The 25,695-nt window shown below is 63.3% G+C and carries 18 protein-coding genes and 2 pseudogenes; 6 read left to right on the plus strand and 14 right to left on the minus strand.

Translation table 11 applies throughout. The annotated features are described in order from the left end of the window. Window positions 1–446: 446 nt before the first annotated feature. The 5 genes and pseudogenes from FQV39_RS30170 to FQV39_RS30190 all read right to left on the minus strand — a co-directional run bounded on the left by FQV39_RS30170 (window position 447) and on the right by FQV39_RS30190 (window position 5,126). Window positions 447–2,144 (minus strand): FAD-dependent oxidoreductase, encoded by a 1,698-nt coding sequence (locus FQV39_RS30170; protein WP_149134177.1) that lies wholly within the window; start codon window positions 2,142–2,144, stop codon window positions 447–449. A gap of 197 nt (window positions 2,145–2,341) precedes the next feature. Beyond that, window positions 2,342–3,398: pseudogene (locus FQV39_RS30175) on the minus strand (cupin domain-containing protein). A 121-nt stretch (window positions 3,399–3,519) separates the two neighbouring features. Beyond that, window positions 3,520–4,044: a DsbA family protein gene (locus tag FQV39_RS30180; RefSeq protein WP_149134178.1), complete on the minus strand. Its 525-nt coding sequence runs from the start codon at window positions 4,042–4,044 to the stop codon at window positions 3,520–3,522. Then, window positions 4,041–4,550, minus strand: a complete 510-nt coding sequence (locus tag FQV39_RS30185) for a redoxin domain-containing protein (RefSeq protein WP_149134179.1) — start codon at window positions 4,548–4,550, stop codon at window positions 4,041–4,043. Before FQV39_RS30185 ends, FQV39_RS30180 begins: the two co-directional genes overlap by 4 nt. A 57-nt stretch (window positions 4,551–4,607) precedes the next feature. Further along, window positions 4,608–5,126: a Dps family protein gene (locus tag FQV39_RS30190; RefSeq protein ID WP_149134180.1), complete on the minus strand. Its 519-nt coding sequence runs from the start codon at window positions 5,124–5,126 to the stop codon at window positions 4,608–4,610. Between the two features lie 552 nt (window positions 5,127–5,678). On the opposite strand from FQV39_RS30190, the gene FQV39_RS30195 reads away from it, so the two are divergent. Genes FQV39_RS30195 through FQV39_RS30205 form a run of 3 tightly spaced genes read left to right on the plus strand, consistent with a single transcriptional unit; the run spans window position 5,679 to window position 8,588 of the window. Beyond that, complete coding sequence (locus FQV39_RS30195; RefSeq protein WP_149134181.1) at window positions 5,679–7,559, plus strand: PAS domain-containing sensor histidine kinase; 1,881 nt, start codon at window positions 5,679–5,681, stop codon at window positions 7,557–7,559. Then, window positions 7,556–8,212, plus strand: coding sequence for a response regulator transcription factor (locus FQV39_RS30200; protein ID WP_149134182.1), 657 nt, complete (start codon window positions 7,556–7,558; stop codon window positions 8,210–8,212). The genes FQV39_RS30195 and FQV39_RS30200 overlap by 4 nt, the downstream gene beginning before the upstream one ends. Window positions 8,213–8,234: 22 nt before the next feature. Next, window positions 8,235–8,588, plus strand: a complete 354-nt coding sequence (locus FQV39_RS30205) for a response regulator (RefSeq protein ID WP_149134183.1) — start codon at window positions 8,235–8,237, stop codon at window positions 8,586–8,588. Between the two features lie 59 nt (window positions 8,589–8,647). Here the strand turns inward: FQV39_RS30205 and cydB are convergent, their stop codons facing one another. The 4 genes from cydB to FQV39_RS30225 all read right to left on the minus strand — a co-directional run bounded on the left by cydB (window position 8,648) and on the right by FQV39_RS30225 (window position 16,570). Continuing rightward, on the minus strand, window positions 8,648–9,691 hold the full coding sequence (gene cydB, locus FQV39_RS30210) for a cytochrome d ubiquinol oxidase subunit II (protein WP_149134184.1): 1,044 nt from the start codon (window positions 9,689–9,691) through the stop codon (window positions 8,648–8,650). A gap of 3 nt (window positions 9,692–9,694) precedes the next feature. Then, window positions 9,695–11,113, minus strand: a complete 1,419-nt coding sequence (locus FQV39_RS30215) for a cytochrome ubiquinol oxidase subunit I (RefSeq protein WP_149134185.1) — start codon at window positions 11,111–11,113, stop codon at window positions 9,695–9,697. Between the two features lie 2 nt (window positions 11,114–11,115). Continuing rightward, window positions 11,116–13,416 carry an FdhF/YdeP family oxidoreductase gene (locus FQV39_RS30220; RefSeq protein ID WP_149134186.1) on the minus strand — a complete coding sequence of 767 codons (2,301 nt, stop codon included), beginning with the start codon at window positions 13,414–13,416 and terminating at the stop codon, window positions 11,116–11,118. A gap of 391 nt (window positions 13,417–13,807) precedes the next feature. Beyond that, window positions 13,808–16,570 (minus strand): ATP-binding protein, encoded by a 2,763-nt coding sequence (locus FQV39_RS30225; RefSeq protein WP_187640381.1) that lies wholly within the window; start codon window positions 16,568–16,570, stop codon window positions 13,808–13,810. 224 nt (window positions 16,571–16,794) lie between these two features. Between FQV39_RS30225 and FQV39_RS30230 the strand changes: the two genes are divergently transcribed. Both FQV39_RS30230 and FQV39_RS30235 read left to right on the plus strand, forming a co-directional pair. Next, window positions 16,795–17,973, plus strand: a complete 1,179-nt coding sequence (locus FQV39_RS30230; RefSeq protein ID WP_149134188.1) for an MFS transporter — start codon at window positions 16,795–16,797, stop codon at window positions 17,971–17,973. 87 nt (window positions 17,974–18,060) lie between these two features. After that, entirely contained in the window at window positions 18,061–18,582 is a 522-nt protein-coding gene (locus FQV39_RS30235; RefSeq protein ID WP_149134189.1) for a hypothetical protein, read from the plus strand. 2 nt (window positions 18,583–18,584) lie between these two features. On the opposite strand, the gene poxB is transcribed toward FQV39_RS30235, so the two are convergent. Together poxB and FQV39_RS30245 are read right to left on the minus strand one after the other, a co-directional pair. Next, window positions 18,585–20,318 carry a ubiquinone-dependent pyruvate dehydrogenase gene (poxB, locus tag FQV39_RS30240; RefSeq protein ID WP_149134463.1) on the minus strand — a complete coding sequence of 578 codons (1,734 nt, stop codon included), beginning with the start codon at window positions 20,316–20,318 and terminating at the stop codon, window positions 18,585–18,587. Between the two features lie 170 nt (window positions 20,319–20,488). After that, window positions 20,489–21,604: an FAD binding domain-containing protein gene (locus tag FQV39_RS30245; RefSeq protein ID WP_149134190.1), complete on the minus strand. Its 1,116-nt coding sequence runs from the start codon at window positions 21,602–21,604 to the stop codon at window positions 20,489–20,491. A 365-nt stretch (window positions 21,605–21,969) separates the two neighbouring features. Here FQV39_RS30245 and FQV39_RS30250 point away from each other — a divergent pair. Then, a pseudogene (locus FQV39_RS30250) lies at window positions 21,970–22,458 on the plus strand (MFS transporter); the annotation flags it as partial. A 47-nt stretch (window positions 22,459–22,505) separates the two neighbouring features. Here the strand turns inward: FQV39_RS30250 and FQV39_RS30255 are convergent. The 3 genes from FQV39_RS30255 to FQV39_RS30265 form a co-directional block, all read right to left on the minus strand. Next, complete coding sequence (locus FQV39_RS30255; protein WP_149134191.1) at window positions 22,506–23,612, minus strand: alkene reductase; 1,107 nt, start codon at window positions 23,610–23,612, stop codon at window positions 22,506–22,508. A 63-nt stretch (window positions 23,613–23,675) separates the two neighbouring features. Next, window positions 23,676–25,343 (minus strand): cation/acetate symporter ActP, encoded by a 1,668-nt coding sequence (actP, locus tag FQV39_RS30260; RefSeq protein WP_149134192.1) that lies wholly within the window; start codon window positions 25,341–25,343, stop codon window positions 23,676–23,678. Beyond that, entirely contained in the window at window positions 25,340–25,639 is a 300-nt protein-coding gene (locus FQV39_RS30265; RefSeq protein ID WP_149134193.1) for a DUF485 domain-containing protein, read from the minus strand. The genes actP and FQV39_RS30265 overlap by 4 nt, the downstream gene beginning before the upstream one ends. Window positions 25,640–25,695: the final 56 nt, after the last annotated feature.

Consider the following 25,695-nt stretch of genomic DNA (forward strand, 5'->3'; position numbering starts at 1 on the left):
AACCGAGACCACCTTAATGGGAGCTTGGCCCCTCGCGGGACCGCCCGATTACGCATGCTTTTGGCGCATCTCGCCCGCACGAGCGATGGTCAGAGGTGTAAATGTCCGTCGGATTCGGCACTGGTGGGCCAAGCGCATCAACGAGTTGAGGAAGTCGGCGGGACTGCCCAAACGTCCTCAATCGAGAGCCCCCCTTCAGCCAGTTGACCGCCATCCGCTCTCCACATCCCTGACCGAGCCTGCGGGCAGCCAAGCCTCATGCTCGGTCTTGCCCGGCATGCGCAGACAGGGTTGACGCCATCAGATTGTGAATCGGCGCGCTGTTGCCCCGCGGCAAGGCATTGAAACATGACCCTATCGATCACTTTCCAAGCCTTTGAGAAAATTGGTAAATTTGCCAATGGTAATGCTTCGGCGCTTGTTCGCACGTACGGTCGATGGCGAATCTACCTTGCCTCCTCGCCTCTTAGCGCGGCCAGGTAAACGTGAACCTGAGCTACCACCGCCGCTCCTTCGCCGACGGCGGCCGCGACACGTTTGGTTGAGCCCGCTCGGACATCCCCGATCGCGAATACTCCCGGTTGATCCGTCTCCAAGGGGAGGACGGGGCGAACGGATCGTTCTGATCCGGTGCATTCGGGCTGCCCTGTCGGAATGAAGCCTGCCTTGTCGACGCTGACGCGGCCGGAGAGCCATTCGGCATTGGGATCCGCGCCGACGAACAAGAAGAGATGGCGCAAGGAGACCCGGGTCATCGCGCCGCTCGCCCGATGACGCATGATCGCGCCCGTGAGCCCTCGCGCCGCGTTGCCTTCCAGTTCCGAGATTTCCGTTTCGGTATGGATCTCCACATTGGGAAGCGTGGAGATACGATCAATCAGGTAACGCGACATCGACGCCTCCAAGCCCTTGCCCCGAATGACCAGATGCAGCCGCTTGACCTTCGGCGCCAGAAAGACAATCGCCTGCCCCGCCGAATTACCGCCTCCAACCAGCGCTATTTCCTCACCGGCGCAAAGAAGGGCTTCGACGGGCGACGCCCAGTAAGAAACGCCGGATCCCTCGAAAAGCGGAAGGTTGGCGATCGCGGGCCTGCGATAGCGTGCCCCGGAAGCGATGACGACGGTCTGGGCCAGCACGGTCTGCCCGGCCGACAGATCGAGCTTAAGCGGCGCCAGAGGGGATGAATCGCGCACGGCGCAGTCCAGCCGCTTCACTTCCACCGGGATGGCCAGCTCGGCGCCGAACTTCTGGGCCTGATTATAGGCGCGTCCCGCCAGCGCCTGCCCGGAAATCCCTGTAGGAAAGCCCAGATAGTTCTCGATACGGGCGGAAGCACCTGCCTGGCCCCCGATCGCGCGCTGGTCCAGCACGAGGACGCTCAAACCCTCGGATGCGGCGTAAACGGCAGTCGCCAGACCCGCTGGACCCGCCCCGACGACGGCGACGTCATAAATCTTGGCTGGATCGAGTTCGGGGGTCATGCCCAGGCAAAGGCCGGCTTCCGCGATCGTCGGCCGTTTCAGCACGGTCCCGACCGGGCAGACCATCAAGGGCAATTCATCGGGCTGGATGCCCAGCCGTTCTACGATGGCACGCCCCTCGCTGTCGTCCTCAGCGTCGATGGTCGTGTAGGGATAGCCGTTGCGAGCCAGAAATCCCTGAAGCCGGGTCAGGTCGATCTGCCCCGGCGTTCCGATCAGAACGGATCCGGCTGCGCCCCCTTCGATCAGAGCAACGCGGCGCAGGATCAGCGCCCGCATCATGATTTCGCCGATATCGGCCGCGCCAATGATGAGAGCTCGCAAGTGAGCCGCATCGAGCGGAACGGCGAGGCACCCGTCAGGACCGGCTTTGCCGGCGGCCAGCGAGCTGCGACCCGCCAGTTGACTGACCTCGCCGGTGAACTGCCCGGCGCCCTGGAGCGTGATGATTTCCTCTCGCCCCAGGCCGTCACGGCGGACCACCTCAATTTCTCCTTCGAGGACCACCCAGGCCGGGGCGTTATGATCGCCCACGTCAAAGACGATTTCGCCCGCAGTGAACCTTTGCGGGGCGGCACTCGCGAAACGCCTGGCCATCGCTATCTGCGCGACATCGAGGATGGGGAACATTTGTTGGCGGCGCGTGTCGATCAGGCTCATCTAAGGGTCCTGGTTATTGTTGGAAGTGGCGCCCGGTTCGTCGCCTGGACGTTGGCGTAGACATTCGCATCGAGGATCGTCACGCCGTTCGATCACGCTGACCCTGCCTGCGCCAAAAGCGACGGGATGTCGCTTGCCGTCGCCGAGATCGTCCAAATGTCGCGGCGTGAAACGCGCCAACTAGTTGGTAGCAAAAGCTATCCGGACGCGGATTTGCCTGGCACCATGAAACGCGAATGTCGCGGCAGCTTGGCCGCGACGTCTCGCGACAACCCAAGATTGGTCGCGAGAACATCGACCGGATTCGAGGCGAGCCAGGCTGACAGATCGTTCGCCTCGTAGTGCCCGTTATTGAAGCCGATCAACACGCGCAGCAGCGCCGGGCCTGTGTTGCGGATGTAGTGCCCTGCCCCCATTGGCGCATAGCCGACGTCGCCGGCCTCGAATTGCTCCGTGACCACCTGCCCCTCCGCAAGGAACACAGCCATCTCAGCTGTTCCCTCCAGATAGTACTGCCACTCGTCGGCATTGGGATGCCAGTGCAGCTCGCGCATCGCATCCGGCTGAATCTCCAGCACAGACCCCGCTATGCTCGTCGAGATCGGAAACTCGTCCACCGTGACGGTGCGCTGCGTCCCGCCGCCCGCCGCCCGCCACGCGTCGCGGCTGCTGCGCATGCAGGGGATAGCGATGCGGTGTCACGAGCTGCGGCTCCGGCCGAACGGCAGCGTCGAACGAAGCATCGTCGGGAACGGGTCCTTTGGCGAAATAAGCCTCGCCCTTGGGAAGGGTGGCGAGATCACCCTCCGGAACACCCAGGTTTTGTGAGACCACCGAGAGCGGCGTCCGCGAAAGCCAGTCTGTTACGCTGAAGGTGTGATCTTCCGAAAAGTCGCCGTTGTCGAAGATCAGAATGAAATGGCACTCGCCGGGCCCGATTCCCTGGATCGAATGGCCCCAGCCGCGCGGAAAATACCAGACATCGCCCGGGCCAAACGTGTCTGTCGCCGAGACGCCATTGGGGTGAAGGATCGTCGTGCGGCAATTGCCCGACACGACATAGGCCCATTCGGCGGCGTTGGCGTGCCAGTGCAGCTCCCGCATCGAGCCGGCTTCAAGACGCATCGATACCCCGGCAATGCCGACGCTGGCGGGAAACTGGCGGACCGAGGCGCCGCGCGTAGTGCCGCCGGCTCCGACACGCGGGGCCGCGTTTTCGAGCTGGTAGCGGAATGAGAGTTTCGGATCGTTCATCGTTTCAACCCTTCGCATGAGAACCGGCCATCGCAGGTCCGCAGGTCGGGACAGCCGTTCGGCTCGAGCAGGTAATGTGTTTGTCAGGCCGCCAGCGGCGGGACGTGGTGTGCTGCTTGGGCTAGCCTCGCGCCGCCTGCCGGAGCATCTCGACGAGGCTCTCGACATCCCGTTCGCCGTCGTAGCGCAGGCCGTTGATGAACAAGGCCGGTGTCCCGTTCACGCCGCTTCGGACTCCGCCCATGAAATCGCCTTTGATCGTCTGGTCAAAGCGACCATCGAAAGCGTCGCGCAGCGCTGCTGCGTCGAGGCCGATCCTGCTGCCGTAGTGGAGGAGATCGCTCTCGGTGAGGGCGCCCTGATGCTCGTAGAGCATGTCGTGCGCCTGCCAGAACTTACCGATACCGGCGGCCGCTTCCGCGAACTCGGCCGCGCGAACGGCGTGGGGATGCAGCTCCGAGATCGGGAAATTGCGGAAGACGAAGCGCAGCCGGGAACCCATGGCATGCTGGACGGCCTTGAGGACCGGGTAGGCCTCTCCGCAATACGGGCATTCGTAGTCGCCATATTCCACGAGCGTGACGGGAGCGTCGGCCGGGCCTTGCGCATGATCTTGCGGGCCGACGGGAATGGAGAGATGGCTCATGATTGATGCCCCTGGGATGGTAAGGTTGCGGCGAGCTTGTCGAGCGCATCGAGGATGCCGTCGGCGCCGGGATTGATGCCGAGCGGAGACACGAAGCTCCAGCGGATGATGCCGTCCGCGTCGAGGACGAACAACGCCCGCTCGGCGATCCCCTCCCCGTGCCGGTAGACACCGAAGTTGCGCGCCACCGCGCCCTTCGGCTCGAAATCGGCGAGCAGCGGGAAATGCAGCTTGCGCTGTTCGGCGAAGGCCGCGTGGCACCAGACCCCGTCGACCGAGATGCCGACCAGCTGCGCGCCTGCCCGATGGAACTCAGGCAGGATCTGGTTATAGAGCGCCATCTGGTCGCCACAGACTGGGCTCCAGTCCGCAGGATAGAAGGCCAAGATCGCCGGCTTGCCACGAAGATCATCGAGCGAGACCTTCTGGTCCGGCGTCACCGGCAGACTGAAGGCCGGAGCGGCCGTGCCGGGTGGCAAGGCCGCAGCGGGATGCGGTTGAAGCATCGGGAACTCCCTATCGAATTCTGGCAGGACAGCGCGACACCACGGATCCGCCGATGATCAGCGCTCGCTGCGCGTAATCTCGTAGAGGAACCAGCCCCGACGCTCGGCCTCGTCGATCCAGACCTCGATCAGGCTGGTGGAGGCGACGTCGTTGTGGGTCTCGCAGACGGCGTGGGTCGCCCGAAGGAAGCCGGTCAGCTGGCGATTGTCGTCGGCAAGTTCGGCGATCATGTCCTGCGGCGTCACATACTCGGCATCGTTGTCGAGCAGGCGCTGGATGCGCTGGATGTGGCCGATCGAGCGCAGGGTCGTGCCGCCGACCTTGCGGGCCCGTTCCGCGATGGCGTCGGTGGTCGCGAATATCTGGTCGCCCTGCTCGTCGAGCATCAGGTGGTAATCGCGAAAGTGCGGCCCTGAGAGGTGCCAGTGGAAGTTCTTGGTCTTGAGATAGAGCGCAAACATGTCTGCGAGCAGGCCGGTCAGCGCGGCGGCGATGTCCGTCGTGGCCTGCGCGCCGAGATCGGTCGGCGTGCGGAGGGCGGCGCTCCGATGAGGCTGAAGCGAAAGATCGTTCATGGGAAATCTCCTGGAACATCGGCGATCCCGAGACCGAGACTTCGCTCGTCACCGAAAAAGGGATCGTCAGGGCGATCGGGGTTCGACACCCGATGACCAGAAGGATAGGCGGCGGCAGGGGGCGCCTAAATTGACCGATCGTTTCGCCGCCTCATACGTCAGTTTAGTCCCGGCATCCGAAGGTGTCCCGACGTGACGCCAGCGTCCCTGACAAGCCGGTGTCAGCGACACTTGGAGAAACTGCGGCTCATGTGCCCTGCGCCCGGCCGCGTAAAAGAGTCGCGGATATCGTCTCGTCCGAACTAAACTCCAGTATGATTTCCTCCGTCTCGGATTCCGTCACATTGGCAAGGCGGCACACCCCGCAATCGAAGCGGAAGCCATGATGATTTGCGACCAAACAGCATGGGCCGGCACAACGCCCTCCACGATGAGGTGGGCTGCGCCAACTCGCCGAGGCGAACCGTGATCATGTCGTCCCGGGAGCCCTCCCGACAGCTGTCATCGCTACATCAAGCTCCTAGAGACCGTGCTCAGCTTCCCGGTTCGCGCATGATGCGTAGCGCTTTTCGCGCCGCAGCCGCGCTGCTTGCCCTGGGAATATTTCTGATCGACACACTCACCCCCCTCGAGGGGGCAGTGGCTGTGCTCTACGTGGTCGTGGTTTTGCTCGCCGCGCGGACGTCGCGGCGTGGCGACATTCTCGCGGCCGCGGCCGCCAGCATCGCGCTCACCGTTGCGGCCTATGTTGACAGCCACGGATTGGCTCATGCCGGGTCGCCAACCTTGCGAGCGCTCGTCAGCCTTTCGGCGATCGGCATTACCGCTGCTCTCGCGCTCCAAAACCAGCGCGCGACCGATACGCTCACCGCACAGGCCAGACTGCTGAACCTCTCGCATGACATGATCTTCGTGAGGGACCAGTTCGGCGTGATCGCCTTCTGGAACAGCACGGCCGAGGAGGTCTATGGATGGCGTTCTCGCGAAGCGGTCGGTCGCGTAGCGGATGAGTTGCTTGAGACGAGCTATTCCGAGCCGCGCGAAACGATCGAGGCCTCCCTGTTCGAAACGGGGCGCTGGGACGGTACTCTTAGACAGAAGACCAAGCTCGGCGATATCCTGGTCGTCGAGAGCCGATGGGCCGTGCAGCGCGACCGGCTGGGAAGACCGGTGGGCGTGCTGGAAACACACACCGACATCACGGACCGCCAAGCAGCCCATGCCGCCCTTGTCCAGAGCGAGCGGCGCTACCGCCGCATGTTCGACGCCAGCCGGATCGGTGTCGTTCAAGAAGACTGGACCGAAATCCGGGCCGAACTGAGGGCGCTTGGTCTGTCAGACTCCGCGGCTCTGGGGGCACACCTGGCAGGCCATCCGGAGTTCGTCGAACGTGCCCGCAGATTGGCGAAGATCGTCGATGTGAATCCTGCATTTCTTGCTATGGTTGCGGCAGGCAGTTCATCCCGGTTCCTGGAATCGGTCGACGAGATCCTCTCGGAAACCGACAGGACTTTTACCGCCGCGCTGGCAGCCTTTGCTCGCGGCGAGACCTCTCACGAGGGCGAGACCGAGATTATTCGGCTCGACGGCCGCCGCATCCCGGTGCTCTTTGCGATCACCTTTCCAAGCGTCGATGACCATGATGCCAACGTTCTGGTTTTTGTTATCGACAATACAGAGCGCAAGCAGGCGCAGGACGCCTTGCTCGCAGCCCAGGCCGAACTCGCCCATGCAGCCCGTGTCGCGACGCTCGGCGAACTCACGGCCTCGATCGCCCATGAGGTCAATCAACCGCTGATGTCGGTCGTGACCAGCGGCGAAGCCGGGATGCGCTGGCTGCGCCGCGAAAAGCCTGACCTGCACGAGGTCGAGACGGCGATCGAACGCATCATCTCCGAAGGGCGCAGGGCCAGCGAGATCGTAAAGCGCATCCGCGCGTTCCTCACGAAAGCTCCGGCGCAGCACAATGAGCTCAGCGTCGCCGCGATCATCGACGAGGCGAGCCTGCTCGTGCAGCGCGAACTCGCGCGCGAACGCGTCGAATTATGCGTCGAGATCGAGCCCGACCTGCCATCGATCACGGGCGACCGGATTCAGCTCCAGCAGGTGCTGGTCAATCTCATGGTCAATGCCGGCCAGGCGATGGCGGATCAGCCGGGCCCGCGGCTCCTGTCCGTCGGCGCGACGCGCCCGACAACCGAAAGCCTCGTCGTGACGATCGGCGATTCCGGACCAGGCATCGCAGCCGGCGACATCGAACGCCTGTTCAGCCCCTTCTTCACGACCAAGAAGGAGGGAATGGGCATGGGGCTTGCGATCTGCCGAACGACGACGGAAGCTCATGGCGGCACGCTGTCCGTCGAGAGCGTGCCGGGCAATGGCGCGACGTTCCGGCTCACGCTCCCCGTATTGCAGATCGGCACGGCACCATGATCAGGCAGACTTCGGCAAAGACCGCCCCCGCCGCGAACTCGAGTCAGCCCGTGGTCATCGTCGTCGACGACGACCTCGCCGTGCGCGAGTCCCTCGACAGCCTGTTCCGCTCCATCGGGCTCCAGACGCGTCTGTTCGGATCGCCTGCGGAACTCCTTCAAGGTTCGCTTCCAAACCTGCCGGGCTGCATCATCCTCGACGTGCGGCTGCCGGGCATCAGCGGCCTGGATTTCCAGGACCAGCTCGCGAGGCACGGCATCGACCTGCCGATCATCTTCATGACGGGTCATGGCGATATCCCCATGACGGTGCGTGCGATGAAGGCCGGCGCCATCGACTTCCTGTCGAAACCGTTTCGGGATCAGGACATGCTCGACGCGGTCACCACTGCGATCGAGCGCGACAAAAACAGGCGAACCAAGGCCGCAACCGACGATGACCTGCGCGCCGAATATGAGACCTTGACGCCGCGCGAGCGTGAGGTGCTGGCCCATGTCGTGTCGGGGCTGATGAACAAGCAGATCGCCGGCCTCATCGGCTTGAGCGAGATCACCGTGAAGATCCATCGCGGCAACGTCATGCGGAAGATGGGCGTGCGATCGCTCGCCGACCTGGTGCGCAAGGCGGAAGCGCTGGGCATTTCTCTTCCCTGACGAGAGCCGCCTCCAAACCGCTGTGCGATGTCCAAAGCGATCCCTGGGGACCGCAACCGCCGAGGTACGCAGCTACGGCTCAGCGCCCGAGTTCCTGAATGATCGGGAGGTCGGGGACCCGGACTGCATGATCGCGGATATCCAGATGCCCCAGATGACCGGCGATCAGCTCCAGGCGGAGCTGATCGCGGCCGGCCGAAGGTTTCCGATGATCTTCATGACGGCCTTTTCCACGCCGGCGACGCGCGACCGCGTCATGAGCGCCGGAGCCAGCGCCTATCTCGACAGGCCCGCCGACGGCGACACCATCGCACGCTGTCTCGCGGCCGCCCTCGAGCGCCGCCACCCGTCCGAAGCCACCTCCCCGCGCCCCTGACGGGGACGGCTTGTGGCAATACGAGGAGCGGACGGGCTCCCGTCCCAAGGTTACCGTGCTCAAGCCTTGGTGCTGATCGCACCACCACCATATCCGTCGGCAAGGCCGGTCTTGCCGCGGAAAACCCAATAGGCATGCGCCTGATAGACAAGGACGACCGGCAAGATCAGGACAACGCCTGCCATGATGAAGGCCAGTGATTGCGGGTCGGAAATGCCGTCCCATACTGTCACGCTGCGTGGTACGACATAGGGCCAGAGGCTGACCACCAAGCCCAACAGGCCGAGCATAAACAAGCCGAGCGACAGCAGGAAGGTGCGGGCGTCCGCGCCACGCCATAGGCCGCGCCAGATGGACGCAATAACCGCGAGAGTGACCAGAGGCACCGGTGCGAGCAGGATGAGGTTGGGCCAGGAGAACCAACGCGCGGCAACCTCCGGGACGCTCCAGGCGCTCCAGGCGCTGACCAGCAGCATCATGATGGCGACGAGGATGAGGGCGGCATGAGCTATCTCACGGGCAAACACCTGTGTCGGCCCGTCGGTTTTCCAGATCAACCAGCCGGCGCCGATCAGCCCATATCCGCCCAGAAGACCAACCCCGCACAACAACCCAAGCAGAGTGAAGGAACTGAACGTGCCACCGGTAAACATCCCGTTGTCAACCGGAACGCCCGTCACAAGACCACCCAGGATCATGCCTTGGCACAACGTGGCCAGGATCGAGCCTCCCGCGAAAGCGGCGTCCCACACAAAGCGGAAGCGGGTCGCCTGGAGTCGGAATCCGAATGCGACACCGCGGAAAATCAAGGCAAAAAGCATGAACATGATCGGCAGATAGAACGCCGGCAGCAGCACATAGTACCCGGCAGGAAAGACGGCGAACAGCAATGTACCGCCCATCACCAGCCAGGTCTCGTTACCATCCCAAACAGGTTCTATGCTCGCCATCATCAGATCGCGGTCGGCATTGCGCGGAGCAGCGAGAAAGAGAATTCCAACGCCCAGGTCGAGACCATCTGCCAGCACGTAGACAGTCACGCAGAAAGCCGCGAGCGCGCCGAAAAGGAGGGGAGCGTGGTCGGTAAAGAACTGCCAGATCATGGTTCAAGCTCCCAGATGTCCGGCGCCATCGCCGATTGCTAGCGAGCTAGCCTTGTGTGTGGGGACGCCGGCATTGGTTCGATCGATGCCGGGCCGCTCACGCGTCGGCAATGCGTTGTCGGCTGGTCCCTTGAGCGCGACGCGTCCCGCGAACCAGAAGAAGGCGAGCAGAAGAAAGTTGTAGACGAGGAAGAAGATGAGAAGCGTCGTGGTGACGGCCCCGGCTGTGACCGGAGCGACCGCATCGGCCGTCCGCAGCAGGCCGTAGATGATCCAGGGCTGCCGCCCCGCCTCCGTCACCGTCCAGCCGGCCAGCACGGCGATGAAGCCCAGCGGCGTGACGGCCATGGCAACGATGTGGAACCAGTGGGCATAGAAGAGGCGGCGACGCAGCCGCAGGACCAGCCCCGTGATAGCGGTCACAAGCAGGATCACCCCGATGCCCGCCATGATGCGGAAGGCGAAGAACACCACCGGCACATAGGGACGATCGCCCGGCGGAACGGCCTTCAGCCCCTGAACCTCGCCGTCCCAGGAGTGTGTCAGGTAGAGACTGGCGAGATGGGGAAACTCAATCGCATAAAGATTGCGTTCGGCCTTCATGTCCGGCCACCCGATTACCGTCATTCCCGGCCCGCGGGTGGTCTCCCACAGCCCTTCCATCGCGGCGAGCTTGGTCGGTTGCTGAGCGAGGGTATTGCGCCCATGAAGGTCCCCGATGAAGATTTGGGCCGGCGCAAGGATGAGAGCCATCCACATCGCCATCGAGAACGCCGTACGCGACGCCACAAGATGCTGCCGCCGCCACATATGGAACGCCGACACGCCGGCGACGACGAAAGAGCAGGTCAGGAAGCTCGCGCACACCATATGCGCGAGGCGGTAGGGGAAGGACGAGGTGAAGATCACCGCGGACCAGTCGACGACATGGTAGATGCCCTGCGCGTCCGCCACCGCCCCGGCCGGAGTCTGCATCCAGCTATTGGCGGCGATGATCCAGGTCGAGCTGATGAGCGCGCCGATCGCGACCATCAGGCAGGCGAAGAAATGCGCACCGCGTGACACCCTGCCCTCGCCGAACAGCATGATGCCGATGAAGCCGGCCTCCAGGAAAAAGGCCGTCAACGTCTCATAGAGGAACAGCGGGCCAAGGACGTTGGAGACCGAGCGCGAGAAGCCGGCCCAGTTAGTGCCGATCTCGTAGCTCAGCACGATGCCGGTAATGACCCCCATGCCGAAACCCAGGGCAAAGATACGCATCCAGAAGCGTATCAGGTCGCGATAGACCTGGTTTCCGGTCCGCCACCACAAGGCGCTCAGCCATGTGATGAACCAGGCGGTGCCGATCGTGAAAGTCGGCCATAAGATGTGGAAGCCGATTGTGAAGGCGAATTGCAGGCGGGCAAGCTGGACCGCATCCATGATCAGTGCGCTCCCTTTTCCGCGAGCGACCGCACGATGCGGACCGGCACCGCCTTGGACGATGGGGTGAAGCTTTGCGGATCATGGGCGTAGAGCGGCACCAGCGGATTGGTCTCAGGGTAGTAGGCCGCGCAACCCCCATCCGGGAATGCATAGGCCACGACCCGAAAGCCGCGGACCGCACGCTCCATGCCGTCCGTCGATAGCGTCACGATGTCGACGCGATCATCGGCTGACAGGCCGCGCTTCTGCATTTCGCGTTCATTGAGAAAGATCACGTCGCGCTGGCCGTAGACACCGCGATAGCGATCCGAAAGCGAATAGAGCGTCGTGTTATACTGATCATGGCTGCGCACGGATGTGAGCCAGAGCGCATCGGGGTCCCCCAGTGCGGGATCTTCGCCGAGACCCTCATGGACGATGAGGTTCGCCCTGGCTGTCGACGTCGCCCAGACGCGCTCGCGAGCCAGTGAGGTGAGATGGAAGCCGCCAGGCTCACGGATGCGGGCGTTGTATCCCTGGAACATTGGGAAGACGGCTTCGATATCTTCGCGAATAAGCGAATAATCGCCGATCAGTTTCTCCCACGCGACCTTGGAGCGGGCGGCGAGCGTCGCGCGTGCCATGCCGGCGATGATGGCCGGCTCGCTCCGCAGATGGTCGGAGGCCGGCACATTATGTCCCGTCGACGCATGCACCATCGACATCGAATCCTCGACGGTGATGGACTGAGGGCCGCCCAACTGGATGTCGGTCTCGGTGCGGCCGAGGCAGGGGAGAATGAGCGCCTCCCGACCGTGAACGAGATGGCTGCGGTTGAGCTTCGTCGAGATATGGACCGTCAGGTCGAGCTTGCGCATCGCATCCTGGGTCAACTGCCAGTCCGGGATGGCGGCAGCGAAGTTGCCTCCGAGCCCGATGAACACGCGTGCCTCGCCACGCACCATTGACTCGAGTGCGGTGACGACGTTGTGGCCATGTGCGCGGGGCGGCTCGAACCCGAACCGGGCCTTCAGACGGTCGAGGAACTCCGGGGTGGGGATTTCCGTGATGCCGACCGTGCGATCCCCTTGCACGTTGGAATGGCCGCGCACGGGGCAAATACCACTGCCTGCCCGGCCGACATTGCCGCGCAGGAGCGCGAGATTGGCGATCTGCTGGACATTCTGGGTGCCGTGGCGGTGCTGGGTGATGCCCATGCCGTAAACGAAGATGGCCCGCTTGGCCTTCATGTAGATCTCGGCCGCCTGCGCGATATCGGCTTTCGCGATGCCGGAGATGCGTTCGATGTCCGCCCAGTTCACAGCGTTCAGATCGCCGATCAATTCGTCGATTCCTGTCGTATGACCACGGATGAAATCCCAATCGAGGACCGGCGCGCGTTCCTGATCGCGTGCGGCCGCATCCGCCTCGACGAGGTATTTCATCATTCCCTTGAGCAGCGCCAGGTCGCCGCCGATGCGCACTTGGTAGAGGCGGGAACTGATCGGAGTCGAGGTGAGCGTCGCCATTTCGACCGGATTCTGCGGTGACTGAAAGCGCTCCAGCGCCCGCTCCCGAAATGGATTGAACGAGAGGATGGACGCGCCACGGCGCGACGCATTGCGCAGGCTCGTCATCATCCGCGGGCTATTGGTGCCGGGATTTTGACCGAAGATCAGGATGCAGTCGGCCCGATCGAAATCGTCAAGCAGCACAGTGCCCTTGCCGACTCCGATCGACGCGGGCAGCCCCACACTCGTCGCCTCGTGGCACATGTTCGAGCAATCGGGGAAGTTGTTGGTGCCGTATTCCCGGGCGAAAAGCTGGTAAAGAAAGGCAGCCTCGTTCGAAGCTCGACCGGAGGTGTAGAACTCTGCCATGTTGGGATCGGGCAGCGCATTGAGGTTGCGGGCAACGATCGCGAATGCCTCCTCCCACTGCACCGGCACATAGGTGTCGGTCTCGGCCGAATAGCGCATTGGGTGCGTGAGGCGCCCTTCCATCTCCAGTTCGAAGTCGCTCAGGCCGCCGAGCTCGGTCACCGTATGGGCGGCAAAGAAATCGGGCGTGCAGCGCTTGGCCGTAGCCTCCCAGGCGACGGCCTTTCCACCATTCTCGCAGTACTCGAAGGGCGATGTCCGCTTCGGGTCTCCCCATCCACAGCCAGGGCAGTCAAAACCGCCATGCTGGTTCATGCGCGCGAGCGTAGCCATCCCCGAAATCGCGATATCCTGCTCGGCCAGCGCTTCTCCCATGGCCTTGAGGGCGCCCCAGCCGCCAGCGGGGCTGTCGTACGGGCGAACGGACTTCACGATGCCCATGGATAGCTCCTATCGCTTGATGAATGGGGAAATCGACTGACGGATGGCTGAGGTTTGAAAGCAGAGCCCAGGATGGCCCCTTTGAAGCACCTGGCGCCGGATCGACCGAGCATGGGGCTGAAGTCCATGCGGTTCGGGAAACCGAATTTGAGGACGATGAGAGACACGGACGTGACCTCTTACTCGCGGATGTGAGCGAAGCCGCCGAATGTCGTCACAACGAGGTCAGTCCCGGTGTAGGCAAGGCTGCTTGGCCTCCGCCCATCGGTCCTGGTGCCCGCAATGACTTGAGACGCCCACGCTTCGGCTCGCTATGGCCAAAGCGTATGTCAAAGGCGAACTCACTCCATGCTACATGGGTCTGCTCGGCTATAACGTATGTATGAGGAAATTATACATTCGTATGACTGGTCGCATAACGGCCGAGCACTTCTCGCGCGTTGCGATAGTCCGGCTTGGCATGGCCCTCGCCAAACGCAGCGACGAGCCCGCTCAGCCGTTCCACGATTTGAACCTTTTGCGGCGCGAACCTCGCCGCTGCCGTCGCGCAGCGCAACGCCCATGACCGCATGCCAGCCCCCTGGGCGGCTCGCCACGCTTCATCGAGGCTCGCAAGTGCCGCGTGAGGCCGCTCCGGCGCGATGATACCGGCGCGGATGTGGAGCAATTCCGGCAGGATCCAACTTTCCCCGGTGGTGCGACAGAAACTGATCGCCTCCTCTGCACGCGCCGTCGCGTCGCCCACCCTGCCGAGGCCGTCGAGAGCTTGCGCGTAATGACCAAGGAACAGAGCCCTGCGGACCGGCCAGCGCGTTTGCTCCAAAGCTTCGAGACCGGCCGCCAGCTCCTCCGCCGCCTGCGAGAAGTCACCGTTCAGGAGATGGAACGAGCCGCGATAGCACCGGCACCAAGCCCGCCATGGTCCGAACGAATGTCGGCTGGAGATATCGGCCAACAAATCGAGCCGCTCGGCCAGCATCTCCGCCTCGCCACAGTAGAAGGCGACCGGACAGCCGGAATCGACGAGGTTGAGCGCCAAGGTGGTGGCGTGCCCCCGCGCGCGCGCATCGGCCGTATTGCGGGTCGCGAGCGCCGACGCCTGATCCTGAAGGCCGAGCAGCCATAGTGTCACCGAATAGAATGCGCGCCCGTTCAGCTCCTGATCGTACTGCATACGGACGATAGTATTGGCCGAGATGCCGCCGCCGAGCGCCGCCTCAAGAGCGACCGCCGCCTCTTCGACACGACCTAGGAACAGGAGCGACATGCCCATGAGGCGATTGGCAATGACGAGATCAGCGCCCTGCGCGCCATCACCGATTGTGCCGGCGAGCTTGGCGAAATCGCGAGCGATCTCCAGTGCGGCGTCGTGACGGCCGGAGCAGAAAGTGACAGCCCACAGTCCCCAGATTGCCCGCAACTGCAACTCGACGCTGCCCGCCTTACGAGCGGCTTGGCAGGCCACCTGCATCGGCTCCTCGGCCTCGCTCCCCGGTCCGATGGTATAGAGCAGTGCCGTGCCTAGCGCGGTCATCAATGACACCTGGCGAGCCAAGTCGAGGGGCGCGCCCTCGCCCAAGCTAGAAACGGCGCGCTCGAAGCGCGCCCGGCACTCAGTCACCAGCGACTGCTGAAACCACAGCACGGCCGAGGAGACGGTTAACGCCACCCCGATCTCGCGGTCGCCCTTCGGGCCGAAGCACCAATCGAGTGCGGCACGAACATTGTCTAGCTGGCCGGCAAAGGTGGCGAGCCAATCATCTGGCTGCGCGCGCGGCCAGTCCTGCTCGGCGGTTGCGATCAGGTCCTTCATATAGGTGGCGTGGCGACGGCTCAACCGCTCGAGGCCGCCGGCTCCCCTGAGCTTCTCCAGCGCATAGGCGCGGGTAACCTCCAGTAGGCGATAACGGGGTATCGCCTGGGAGAAATCGGCGGCGACAAGTGATTTCGAGACGAGACTTGTGAGATTCTCGATCGTCGCCCAGCTCGCTTCCTCGATCGCGGCAACCTTGCTCGCCGCGTCCAGCGAGAAATGACCCGCGAAGATGGAAAGCCGGCACAGCGTGATCTGCTCGGCTGGGCTGAGGTGGTCGTAGCTCCAGGCCAAGGTCGCTTGCAGCGTTTGGTGGCGCGGCAGGGCGGTGCGACGTCCCGACACCAGCAGGCGAAAGACGTCGTCGAGCCGCTCCGCCAGTCCCTTGACTCCAAAGGCGTCCACGCGCCCCGCCGCCAGTTCGATCGCCAGCGGCAACCCATCAAGACGGCGACAGATCGCGACGATGTCCGCGATCTCTTCGGGGGCCGGCGCGTAGGTACCAAGCGTGGCAGCGGCACGCTCGACGAACAAGCGAGCTGCCGGATAGGCGAGCACATTGGCGGTCGCCTCGCCGACCTCCCGGGGCGGCACCTCTAATCCAGGCAGCCGGAAGACATGCTCACCCTTTGCCCGCAATGGTTCGCGACTGGTGACAAGAAGCCGCAATTCGGGATTGGTGGCGAGGAGCCGTTCGGCCAATGCAGCGGCGGTGGCAACAACTTGCTCGCAATTATCGAGGATCAACAGGCCGCGTTCGATCGGCAACTTCTCGTTGAGTTGCGGCGCCCCCGTCCCAAGAGTCATACCAATCGCGGATGCGACCGCGTCTTCCACAAGCGCCGTTTCGATGATCTGTGCCAGCTCGACCATCACGACGACGTCGATGGCTTCTGCGCCATCCTGTGCCAGCGCCACGCGAGCCACGTCGAGCGCAACCGTGGTCTTGCCAACTCCGCCGGGACCGACCACGCTGACAAAGCGGCGGTGAGCAAGCTCTTGGCCGATCGCCGCCACTGCCGCGCCGCGTCCCAGCACAGACGAAAGGTTGAAAGGCAGGTTTTGCCTTTTCGACCGGCTTGGCGGTGCGACACGCTCCGCAACTTCGGTGAACGTGACGTCGGCCACGAAGCTGTAGCCGCGCCTGGCGATATTGATGATGTACTGGCGTCCGTCCTGACCGTCGCCGAGCACGCGCCGAAGCGCCGTCATCTGTACCCGAAGATTGGCTTCTTCGACGAAAAGACCGGGCCACGCACTGGCCAGTAGCTCCCCCTTTGTAACGATATCGCCGGCACGCTCCACCAATGCAACCAGGAGGTCCAGCGTCCGTCCGCGCATGGGGACATGCGTCCCGTTCCTATACAGCCGCCTTGAGGACAAGACGAGCTGGAATGGGCCGAATTGGGCGGCGTGGAATACAGATTGCATCGACGATCCAGGAAACAACCATCAGGCGCTTGCGTTATTTATCAGTCTATCATTTATGATGCTATCATCGATTTCATATGTGAAATGCCGACGATCTCCTTTCGGACGGCGATGAAGAGGGCGAGACCGGAGACATGACGTCCACTCTCGCGGTCGAGACCGCTCGGATCGCGCCGCGGCCAAGCGGACTGCGGATCGCCTTGTTATTGGCTTTACTCTCCATGGCGGGGCCGCTCTACATCGACATCATGCCCTCGATAGTGGCTGCACTTCGTACCGAGTACGGCCTCGACGCGACACAGGCGGGATTCGTCGCCGCGAGCAATGGCTACGGCTCCACACTCGGTGCGCTCCTTGCTCTGTTCATCGTACCGCGTCTCCCCTGGCGACCGCTGGCAATCGGTCTCCTCCTCGGGCTGGTCGCCGCCGACGTCGCGACGACCGGCGTACGCAGCTACGAGGCGCTGGTCGTAGTCCGGGCGGTGCATGGGGTAATCGGCGGACTGCTGGTTGGTCTTTGCTACGGGTTGATCGCCCGCACCGCGGATCCTCGCCAGGCATTCGGCATCCTGTTCCTGTTCCATTTCGGCTTCGGCGGGATCGGCGTATTCGCCTCGACATTTCTCGCACCCTACATGACGCATGGCGTCGTCTTCCTGGTGCTCGCCGCCTTCAGTATTCTGGCGTTGCTCGTGGTGCCGTTCTTGCCCTTGTTCCGGTCGCCGCAGCCGGGACTTGAAAGAGCAGGCACTGACTCCGCTGGAATCCCCGTACGCAATCTGTTTCGCATTGGCGGTCTCTTCTTGTTCCAGGCGGCCAATCTCGGGTTGGGTGCCTTCTTGATCGGCATCGGCTCCGACCTCGGACATGCCGCGAGCTTTTCGGGCGCGGCTGTCGGGTTCGGACTTTGGGCGGGAGTGCCGGGCGCTCTCGCCATGTTGGCGATAAGCCGCGTCTACGGCTGGCGGCCCATGGTGGCGGTCGTGCTGGCGGCAGGCTTCAGCAAGGCGCTGATCGGACTGGGTCATGATCAGGCGCTGTTCGCGTTTGCGATTGCGGCCGTCTTCTTCGCTATGGCGATGGCACTGCCTTACGCGTTCGCGATCTGCTCCGATGGAGATGATAGCGGCAGATCGGCGATGCTGGCTGGCTTTGCCTCCAAGCTCGGCCTCTCAACGGGCCCGGCGATCGGAGGGCTTGTCTATCTGCACGGAGTTTGGGCACTTATTGCTGCGGCTATCGTCACGGTGATAGCCGCTTCGGCATTGTTCGCCTGGTCGCTGGTGCTGCAAAGGGCTCAGCAGAGCATCTGACGAAAATTTTGCAGTTTTTTACAGTGCCGCCTCCTCCCCATCGGCTAGTTCCTATTCATCGTTGAACGACGGTAAGGGGGAGAGGTCATGGCCGAGATTGCAAGTGAGATTGCACCCGAACGGCACAATGGGCTGACGTTCAATGACGAGCAGGCCGGGCTGCTCGATCCATGCGAGTTCGAGCTGATCCGGCAGGCGGCCACCACGGTCTTTTCGAGTGGTGACGAGTGCGAGATTGAACAGATGCTGCGGCTGCGCGACATGTTGCCGGTGCGTCGACGCATCCAATTACGGCCAGAGCGCGATCTCAGTGGCTTGATTACAGCGATGCGTATCGTGGTTGAACGGGACGGAGAACCCGTTGCTGATTGGACAGTAGCTCGTGGGGATGAGTACGTCGGCGACAGCGGCAATGCGACGTCTCGGGCTGTGGAAGCCATCGACGCATTTATGGCGATCATGCTGCACGCTGGAGCCGTCAAGCGCCACCTCGAGCGTAGCCAGTGGGCGGAGACCGCCAACTCGGCCGATCATATCCTCGCGAATGTCCAGCGAGCCTGGCGGCAAGTAGGGGGCTACTGCCGCAAGCACGCCGTTCCCGCTTCGTAGCCTCAGCGCGGCAGCAGGTTCTGCTTGGCGAGATCGATCACCTCGTCGCCGCGCCCGCTCATCACGGCGCGCAGCATCCAGAGGCTGAAGCCCTTCACCTCCTCGAGCCCGATGGTCGGCGGCATCGACAGCTCTTGCGTCGCCGTCACCACGTCGAGCACGGCGGGCCCGTCATGGGCGAGCACGTCGGCGACCGCGCCCGGCAGATCGCCGGGATCCTCGACCCGCACGCCATGGATTCCCATGGCGCGGGCCATCGCGGCGAAATCCGGGTTCTGCAGGTCGGTACCGAGCTCGACAAAGCCCGACGCCTTCATCTCCAACGCGACGAAGCCCAGCACGCCATTGTTGAAGATCACGATTTTCACCGGCAGGTTCTCCTGCTTGAGCGTGATGAGGTCGCCCATCAGCATGGTGAAGCCGCCATCGCCGGAGAGCGAAATCACTTGCCGTTCACGCTGTGCCGCCTGGATCCCGATGGCCTGGGGCATGGCGTTGGCCATGGAGCCATGCACCAGTGAGCCCACCAGACGCCGCTTGCCGTTCATCTTGAGGTAGCGCGCGGCCCAGATCGTCGGCGTGCCGACGTCGAAGGTGAAAGCGGCATCGTCGGCGGCAACCTCGCTGACGACCTTCGCCAGGTATTGGGGGTGGATCGGCTTGCGTCCCGGCGTACCGCGTGCAAGCGCGTCGAGGCCGTCGCGTGATGTCGCATAGCGGGCGAGGCTGTGGTCCAGATGCAGCCGGTCCTGCTTCACGGAGAGGCGCGGCAGCAAGGCGTCGATCGTCGCACCCACATCGCCGACGACGCCGAGATCGAGCTTGCAGCGCCGCCCGAGCTGGGCTGCTCGGATATCGACCTGGGCGATCTTGATGCCGGTGGGCAGGAACTGCTTATAGGGAAAGTCGGTGCCCAGCATCAGCAGGGTGTCACAGGCATGCATCGCCTCGTAACCCGAGGCGAAGCCGATGAAACCGGTCAGGCCGACATCGTAGGGATTGTCGTATTCGACATGCTCCTTGCCGCCGAGTGCATGCACGATGGGGCTCTTGAGCGTCTCGGCAAGCTGCATCAGTTGGGGATGCGCGCCGGCGCAGCCGCGACCGCAGAAGAGTGTCACGCGCTCTGCGCCATTGAGCATGGCGGCGAGCGCCTCGACCTGCGCATCGCCAGGGGTGACCACCGGTACCGGCGGAAGAAGACCGGCGACCGGCGAGACGGCTCGGTGGGGCGCGGGCTTGAGCGCCACGTCGCCGGGGATGACGATGACGGCGACGCCGCGTTCGCCAACGGCCGCCCGGATCGCGTTCTCCAGCACATAGGGCATCTGGCTCGGGTCGGAGACGAGCTCACAGTAGACGCTGCATTCGCGGAACAGATTTTGCGGATGCGTCTCCTGGAAATAGCCACCGCCGATCTCGGCCGACGGGATTTGTGCGGCGATGGCAAGCACCGGCGTGCGGCTGCGCTGGGCATCGTAGAGACCGTTGATCAGATGCAGATTGCCCGGCCCGCAGGATCCGGCGCAGACGGCGAGGTTGCCGGTGATCTGTGATTCGCCGGCCGCTGCGAAAGCTGCCACTTCCTCATGCCGGACATGCACCCATTCGATCTTGCCGGTCTGGCGTAAGGCTTCGGTCAGCCCGTTGAGGCTGTCACCCACGACGCCATAGATGCGCTCCACACCGGCCTGATCGAGGGTTTCAACAATGAGATCGGCGACGTTTCGTGACATGGTTCCTCGCAGCGGATGGTTCCAAGGTGGCGGAAGCACGGGGTCCCGGGGCTTCACGCCCCTGCTAGGTTCGTAACAAGCGGCCGCCGAAAGCACATTAAGACCGAAGGCTGCTCGTCTCATACGAAGGGATGTACAACCCGGCTCCGTCGACGCCGCCGCAGCCCCAATCACAGGGCGGAGGCGCCGAGCCTGCGTCCATAGGCGGCAATCTCCTCGCCAATGGAACGACGCTCACCTTCGTACGCCAATAGCGCGGCACCGAGATCGCTTTGCGCCGTCAATCGGCGCTGCAACGCCAAGACGTCGCCTGCGGCCTTCGACACACCCATGGCGGTATGGGGCCTGACGACGAAGGCGGCGTCGCCGATCAGCGCGATGGAACGACCAACCATGCGCGGAGCCTCATAGTCGAAGATGCCCTGGATCGAAGGCGTCTCCTCGGCAGCCACAGCGAGCGCGAATTGCGGGGGCAGCACCTCGAAGGCGTCACGGCGCAATCCGTCGCGTCTGTCCTCCGAAAGGCCACCCCGCGGAAGTGAAAATTCAAACGTCTGGCCGCTGCGATCGGTGAAGAGCCCGGCCAGTTCGTCAGCCGGCACTTTGCGATACCAAACCCAATTGTAGCGGCGCTCGCCTCTGGCCATCTCGCCCTTGGGCCCGGGCACGAGATAACCGAGGACATGGACACCTTGCGTCACATAGAAGGCGAAGCGCTCCAACAGGAGTCCTGCCCTTTCGGGAAGGGCAGTCTCCGGGATCAGCCCACGCCAGGCGACATAGCCCGCGAAGCTGTTGGTGTGGTGTTCGGGATTGACCGCTCGGCGAACCGCGGAACCGACTCCATCGGCCCCGATGACCAGATCCGCCTCCTCCGAAGTTCCGTCTGAGAAATGGATCGTCGCGCCGTCGAGACCGTCGCTGACGCGTTCGACCTCGCGACCGAGCACGTAGTGGTCGGACGCCATATGGGATGCGACCGTTTCGTAGAGCACATCCCAGGATACTTGCGTTTGCGGCGTGGCAAAGGTCTGCGCGACACGGCCGTCGCGCTCCAGATAGATGCGTTCCCGGGCGACGACACCGATGCGTGCGACATGCTCGCATCCGATCAGCCGGAGCATCTGGAAGACCTCTTGCTGCGGTACAAGGCCGGCGCCGCGCCCACCCAGCCCGTGGCGGGATCGCTCGTAGATGCGGACGTCGTGTTCGTCACGCTGGAGCAGAACGCCTGCGAAAAGACCCGCGAGCGAGCCGCCGACGATCCTGATGCGAAGAGCCTTCACGACCTTTTCCTTCCACGGGGTGGGAGTGGTTTTCGGTTACTTCCCGAAGCCAGCCGCGAGCGCCATCGACGATGCGCAGATCCAAAAGCAGGCTCGCTTAATCGTTCCGTTGCGCCGTCGATTTCCGCTTGGCCAAGGGACCGAGAGGCTTCGTGAAATACAAATCGCGAACAAATTCATCATTATCTTGCGGACAGGCTGTAGCCACGCACTTCAAAAACTGCGTCCGGTCCTGGGATGCAATCATACGCAAGTGTAAGTCAGACATCCGCAAGCACTAATGAAATGGGACCATCAGGGCTCTAACGTTGATGGAGTACCGTCGCCCTATCGATGCGAGCGACTGCTTGAATACTGCAGAGCGTCCGACGTTGACGGAACTGACCGGCGCGTCGGAGGGGTTCGTCACGCTCGCACTCGTGTTGATCGGGGTCGGGTTCACCATAGGCAACGGACTCGGCGGACGGCTCGCCGACTGGTCGCTCGATGGTGCGACCAGGATCTTCCTGGGCGCGCTCGCGCTCATCATGCTGGCCCTGCCCTTCGTGCTGACAAGCCATGTCGGAGCTGCGATCGGGCTCCTCATCTGGGGCGCGGCGGCCTTCGCCATCGTGCCGCCGGTCCAGATGCGGGTGATGCAGGCGGCATCGGAAGCGCCGGGCCTCGCCTCATCGATCAATGTCGGTGCGTTCAACCTCGGCAATGCGCTCGGCGCGGCCGTCGGTGGCGCCGTGATCAGCCTTGGCCTCGGCTATGTGGCCGTGCCGGTCGCGGGCGGGCTGCTCGCAGCGGGAGGCCTCGCGCTGGCTTGGCTCGGACGCGCCCGCCCGATGATCCAGACATGCGAAGCCTGACGCCGAACTCCAACGGGTTGAAGCGACATCGTCGCGTCGCAACGGAATCAGACTGCGCTGCCATTCGGCGGCGCAGTCTCCCTCGCCATCGGATAGTCGATGTATCCCTGCGGACCTTGACTGTACCAGGTCTCCATGTCGTCGGCGTTCAAGGGCAGAGAGGCTGCAATGCGAGCCGGCAGATCGGGGTTGGCGAGGAATGGCCGACCGAAGGCGATCGCATCGGCCGTGCCATTATCCAAAGCAAGCTGGGCCGTTTGCGCGTCATAGTCGGAATTCAAGATCAAAGGGCCGTTGAAGCCCGCGCGTATCATCGGGGCCAGGGCTGGCCGATCGGGTTTGCCGCGCGTGCCGTTGGGGCCGGGTTCGCGCAGCTCCAGAAACGCGATCCCGATTTCGGAGAGCACGTTGGCGACCTGCGCAAAAAGAGGCTCGGGATTCGGATCGTTGATCCCCTGGGAGTCGCCATTCGGCGATAGTCGGACCCCTGTTCGGTTCGGCCCGATCGTCGCAGCGACAGCCTCCGTAACTCCGCGCAACAGGCGGATCCGATTCTCTATCGATCCGCCATAGGTATCGGTCCTGTGGTTCGCACTCGCGCGCAGGAACTGATCGATGAGGTAACCGTTGGCCGCGTGAATTTGGACGCCGTCGAACCCGGCAGCCATCGCGTTGGCGGCGGCAGCACGATAGTCGGCGATCACGCCTGGTATCTCGCTTTCCGCGAGCGCGCGCGCCTGCTGGTGTGGTTGTTTTCCGTCGTAGGTATGTGCATAACCCGGGGCGGTTGTGGCCGAGGCCGAGACCGCTCGGCTACCACCCAGGAGACTGGGGTGGACAACCCGTCCCATGTGCCAGAGCTGACAAACGATGCGGCCGCCCGCCTCGTGGACGGCCTTCGTGACGCGCCGCCAACCGTCGACCTGCGCGTCCATCCAGATGCCGGTCGCGAAGGGCCAGCCCAGGCCCTGGCGGCTGATGCCGGTCGCTTCCGAGATGATCAGGCCCGCGCTCGCCCGCTGGCGATAATACTGGGCCATTATGGGCGTGGGCAGATGGCCGCGCGTGCCCCGCGCCCTCGTCAACGGGGCCATGAAGATTCGGTTCGGAGCAGAGATCGATCCGAGCTTCAAGGGGTCAAACAACGTCGGCATGGATGTGTCTCCAATCGTCCGGCACGGCAGGACCCACCGCGGTGGCCTTGCATGCAAACGGGCTTAGTGATGGCTTCCCGCGGGCTTCCGCTCGAAGCCGGTGTGAGCTGTGATGTACTGAGCCGTGAAGGCGGCTCGGACTGCTTTCGCGCTGCTGCTTTGATCCAGGATCGACACCAGCCACGATGTCGCGAACGCCAGCGGCACCGAGATGAACGCGGGATTGTCGTATGGGAAGATCGCGGGCCCTAACTTCAGGGTCGCGGTCCAAACGCTCGGGCTCAAGGCGACAAGCACGAGCGCGGTTATCAGCCCGACGACCGAGCCGGACACAGCGCCGGCGGTGGTCAGACCGCGCCAGGACACGGACAGCAGAATGACCGGGAAGTTGGCACTGGCTGCGATCGCGAAGACCAAGCCCACCATGAACGCGATGTTCTGGTTCTCGAAGAGGATGCCAAGGCCCATCGCCGCAAGGCTGATGAGGACGGCGGCCGCCTTCGAGATCTTGACCTCCTCCTGCTCGCTGACACGACCGCGACGCAGAACACGGGCATAGAGATCATGGCTAGCGGCCGAGGCTCCGGCGATCGTCAAACCGGAGACGACAGCGAGGATCGTCGCGAATGCGACTGCAGAGATGAACCCTAGCAATATTGATCCGCCCAGTTTGTCTGCCAAATGCAACGCGACCATATTCGCGCCGCCGATGAGGGCACCCTTCGGATCGACATAGGTTGCGTCACCCGAGACCAGCGCGATCGCGCCAAATCCGAGCACGAATAGCAGCGTGTAGAACACGGTGATGAAGGCTGTCGCCACCAGGACCGAGATGCGGGCCTGGCGTGCATCGGCGACCGTGAAGAAGCGCATGAGGATATGCGGCAGCCCGGCTGTTCCGAAGATCAGCGCCATCCCAAGCGAGATCGCAGAGATGGGATCCTTCACCATTCCACCCGGAGCCATGATGGCGGAGCCTTTTGGGTGGATGCTCACAGCCGCCGCAAAAAGCCGCTCCACGCTGAAGCCGAACCGACCGAGAATGAGCAGCGACATCACGACCGTACCGGTCAGGAGCAGCACGGCCTTGATGATCTGGACCCACGTCGTGGCGAGCATGCCCCCCAATGTGACGTAAAGCATCATGAGCAGGCCGACGATTCCGACGGCGACCCAGTACGGCAAACCGAACAAGAGCTCGATCAGCTTCCCGGCGCCGACCATCTGGGCGATCAGGTAGAACAGCACGATGACGAGCGTGTTGACGCCGGCGACCGTCCGAATGGGCCTTTCCGCCAGCCGGTATGCGGCCACGTCCGCGAAGGTGTACCGACCCAGGTTTCGCAGAGGCTCGGCGACCAGGAACAGGATCATGGGAAAGCCGACGAGAAATCCGATCGCGTAGATCATTCCATCGTAGCCGGACCCGTAGACCAGTGCCGTCACCCCGAGAAAAGTCGCAGCCGAGGTGTAGTCGCCCGCGATCGCCAGGCCGTTTTGTATGCCGCTCAATCCGCCGCCGGCGGCGTAGTAGTCTCGGGCGGTTTTGGTCCCACGGCGGGCCGCCCAAAGCGTGATGGTCAGGCTCGCCACCACGAAGACCAGAAACAAGGAAATCGCCACCGGATTGAGGGCTTGCCTGCCGGCCGTTGCGGTTATGGCGTCGGCCCGAGCAGCCGAGGTTGGCGCGATAAGAGCCGAGACAAGCAATGCTGTGCGTATCCAGTTCATTTCAGTTCCTCCTGGATGCGGCGCGTCAGCGCGTCGAAACGCCGATTTGCGCAGATGACGTAAATCGCGGTCAGGACGAACCCGAAGCTCAGGATCGAGGCACCGACGACAACGCCCCACGTCAATGCCGCGCCAGGATGCGTCGGAATTCCGAGCGATGCGGGTGAAAAGGCGACGATCAGGATGAAGCTGAAGTAGACCGTGATCATTGTGAGAGCCAACCCGCCACCAAGGCAGTTTCGTTCAAACGAGAGTTGCTTGAAGAGCGGATTTCTCCCCACGCGATCGTAGTCCATGGCCGTCTCCCCTTATTCGATCTGTGGCGAGTCCCGTTTGGGGAACGTGGGCCGAT

Origin of the sequence: Bosea sp. F3-2, assembly GCF_008253865.1 — a bacterium.
Classification (GTDB): domain Bacteria; phylum Pseudomonadota; class Alphaproteobacteria; order Rhizobiales; family Beijerinckiaceae; genus Allobosea.

Excerpts from the sequence above, each read along its gene's own strand:
- FQV39_RS30235 (WP_149134189.1), top strand. The coding sequence starts at position 18,061 with ATGGCCGAGATTGCAAGTGAGATTGCACCCGAACGGCACAATGGGCTG.
- FQV39_RS30195 (WP_149134181.1), top strand. The coding sequence starts at position 5,679 with ATGATGCGTAGCGCTTTTCGCGCCGCAGCCGCGCTGCTTGCCCTGGGA.
- FQV39_RS30255 (WP_149134191.1), bottom strand. The coding sequence starts at position 23,612 with ATGCCGACGTTGTTTGACCCCTTGAAGCTCGGATCGATCTCTGCTCCG.
- FQV39_RS30265 (WP_149134193.1), bottom strand. The coding sequence starts at position 25,639 with ATGGACTACGATCGCGTGGGGAGAAATCCGCTCTTCAAGCAACTCTCG.
- FQV39_RS30225 (WP_187640381.1), bottom strand. The coding sequence starts at position 16,570 with ATGCGCGGACGGACGCTGGACCTCCTGGTTGCATTGGTGGAGCGTGCC.
- FQV39_RS30170 (WP_149134177.1), bottom strand. The coding sequence starts at position 2,144 with ATGAGCCTGATCGACACGCGCCGCCAACAAATGTTCCCCATCCTCGAT.
- cydB (WP_149134184.1), bottom strand. The coding sequence starts at position 9,691 with ATGATCTGGCAGTTCTTTACCGACCACGCTCCCCTCCTTTTCGGCGCG.
- FQV39_RS30230 (WP_149134188.1), top strand. The coding sequence starts at position 16,795 with ATGACGTCCACTCTCGCGGTCGAGACCGCTCGGATCGCGCCGCGGCCA.
- FQV39_RS30220 (WP_149134186.1), bottom strand. The coding sequence starts at position 13,416 with ATGGGCATCGTGAAGTCCGTTCGCCCGTACGACAGCCCCGCTGGCGGC.
- actP (WP_149134192.1), bottom strand. The coding sequence starts at position 25,343 with ATGAACTGGATACGCACAGCATTGCTTGTCTCGGCTCTTATCGCGCCA.
- FQV39_RS30180 (WP_149134178.1), bottom strand. The coding sequence starts at position 4,044 with ATGAGCCATCTCTCCATTCCCGTCGGCCCGCAAGATCATGCGCAAGGC.
- poxB (WP_149134463.1), bottom strand. The coding sequence starts at position 20,318 with ATGTCACGAAACGTCGCCGATCTCATTGTTGAAACCCTCGATCAGGCC.
- FQV39_RS30185 (WP_149134179.1), bottom strand. The coding sequence starts at position 4,550 with ATGCTTCAACCGCATCCCGCTGCGGCCTTGCCACCCGGCACGGCCGCT.
- FQV39_RS30215 (WP_149134185.1), bottom strand. The coding sequence starts at position 11,113 with ATGGATGCGGTCCAGCTTGCCCGCCTGCAATTCGCCTTCACAATCGGC.
- FQV39_RS30190 (WP_149134180.1), bottom strand. The coding sequence starts at position 5,126 with ATGAACGATCTTTCGCTTCAGCCTCATCGGAGCGCCGCCCTCCGCACG.
- FQV39_RS30200 (WP_149134182.1), top strand. The coding sequence starts at position 7,556 with ATGATCAGGCAGACTTCGGCAAAGACCGCCCCCGCCGCGAACTCGAGT.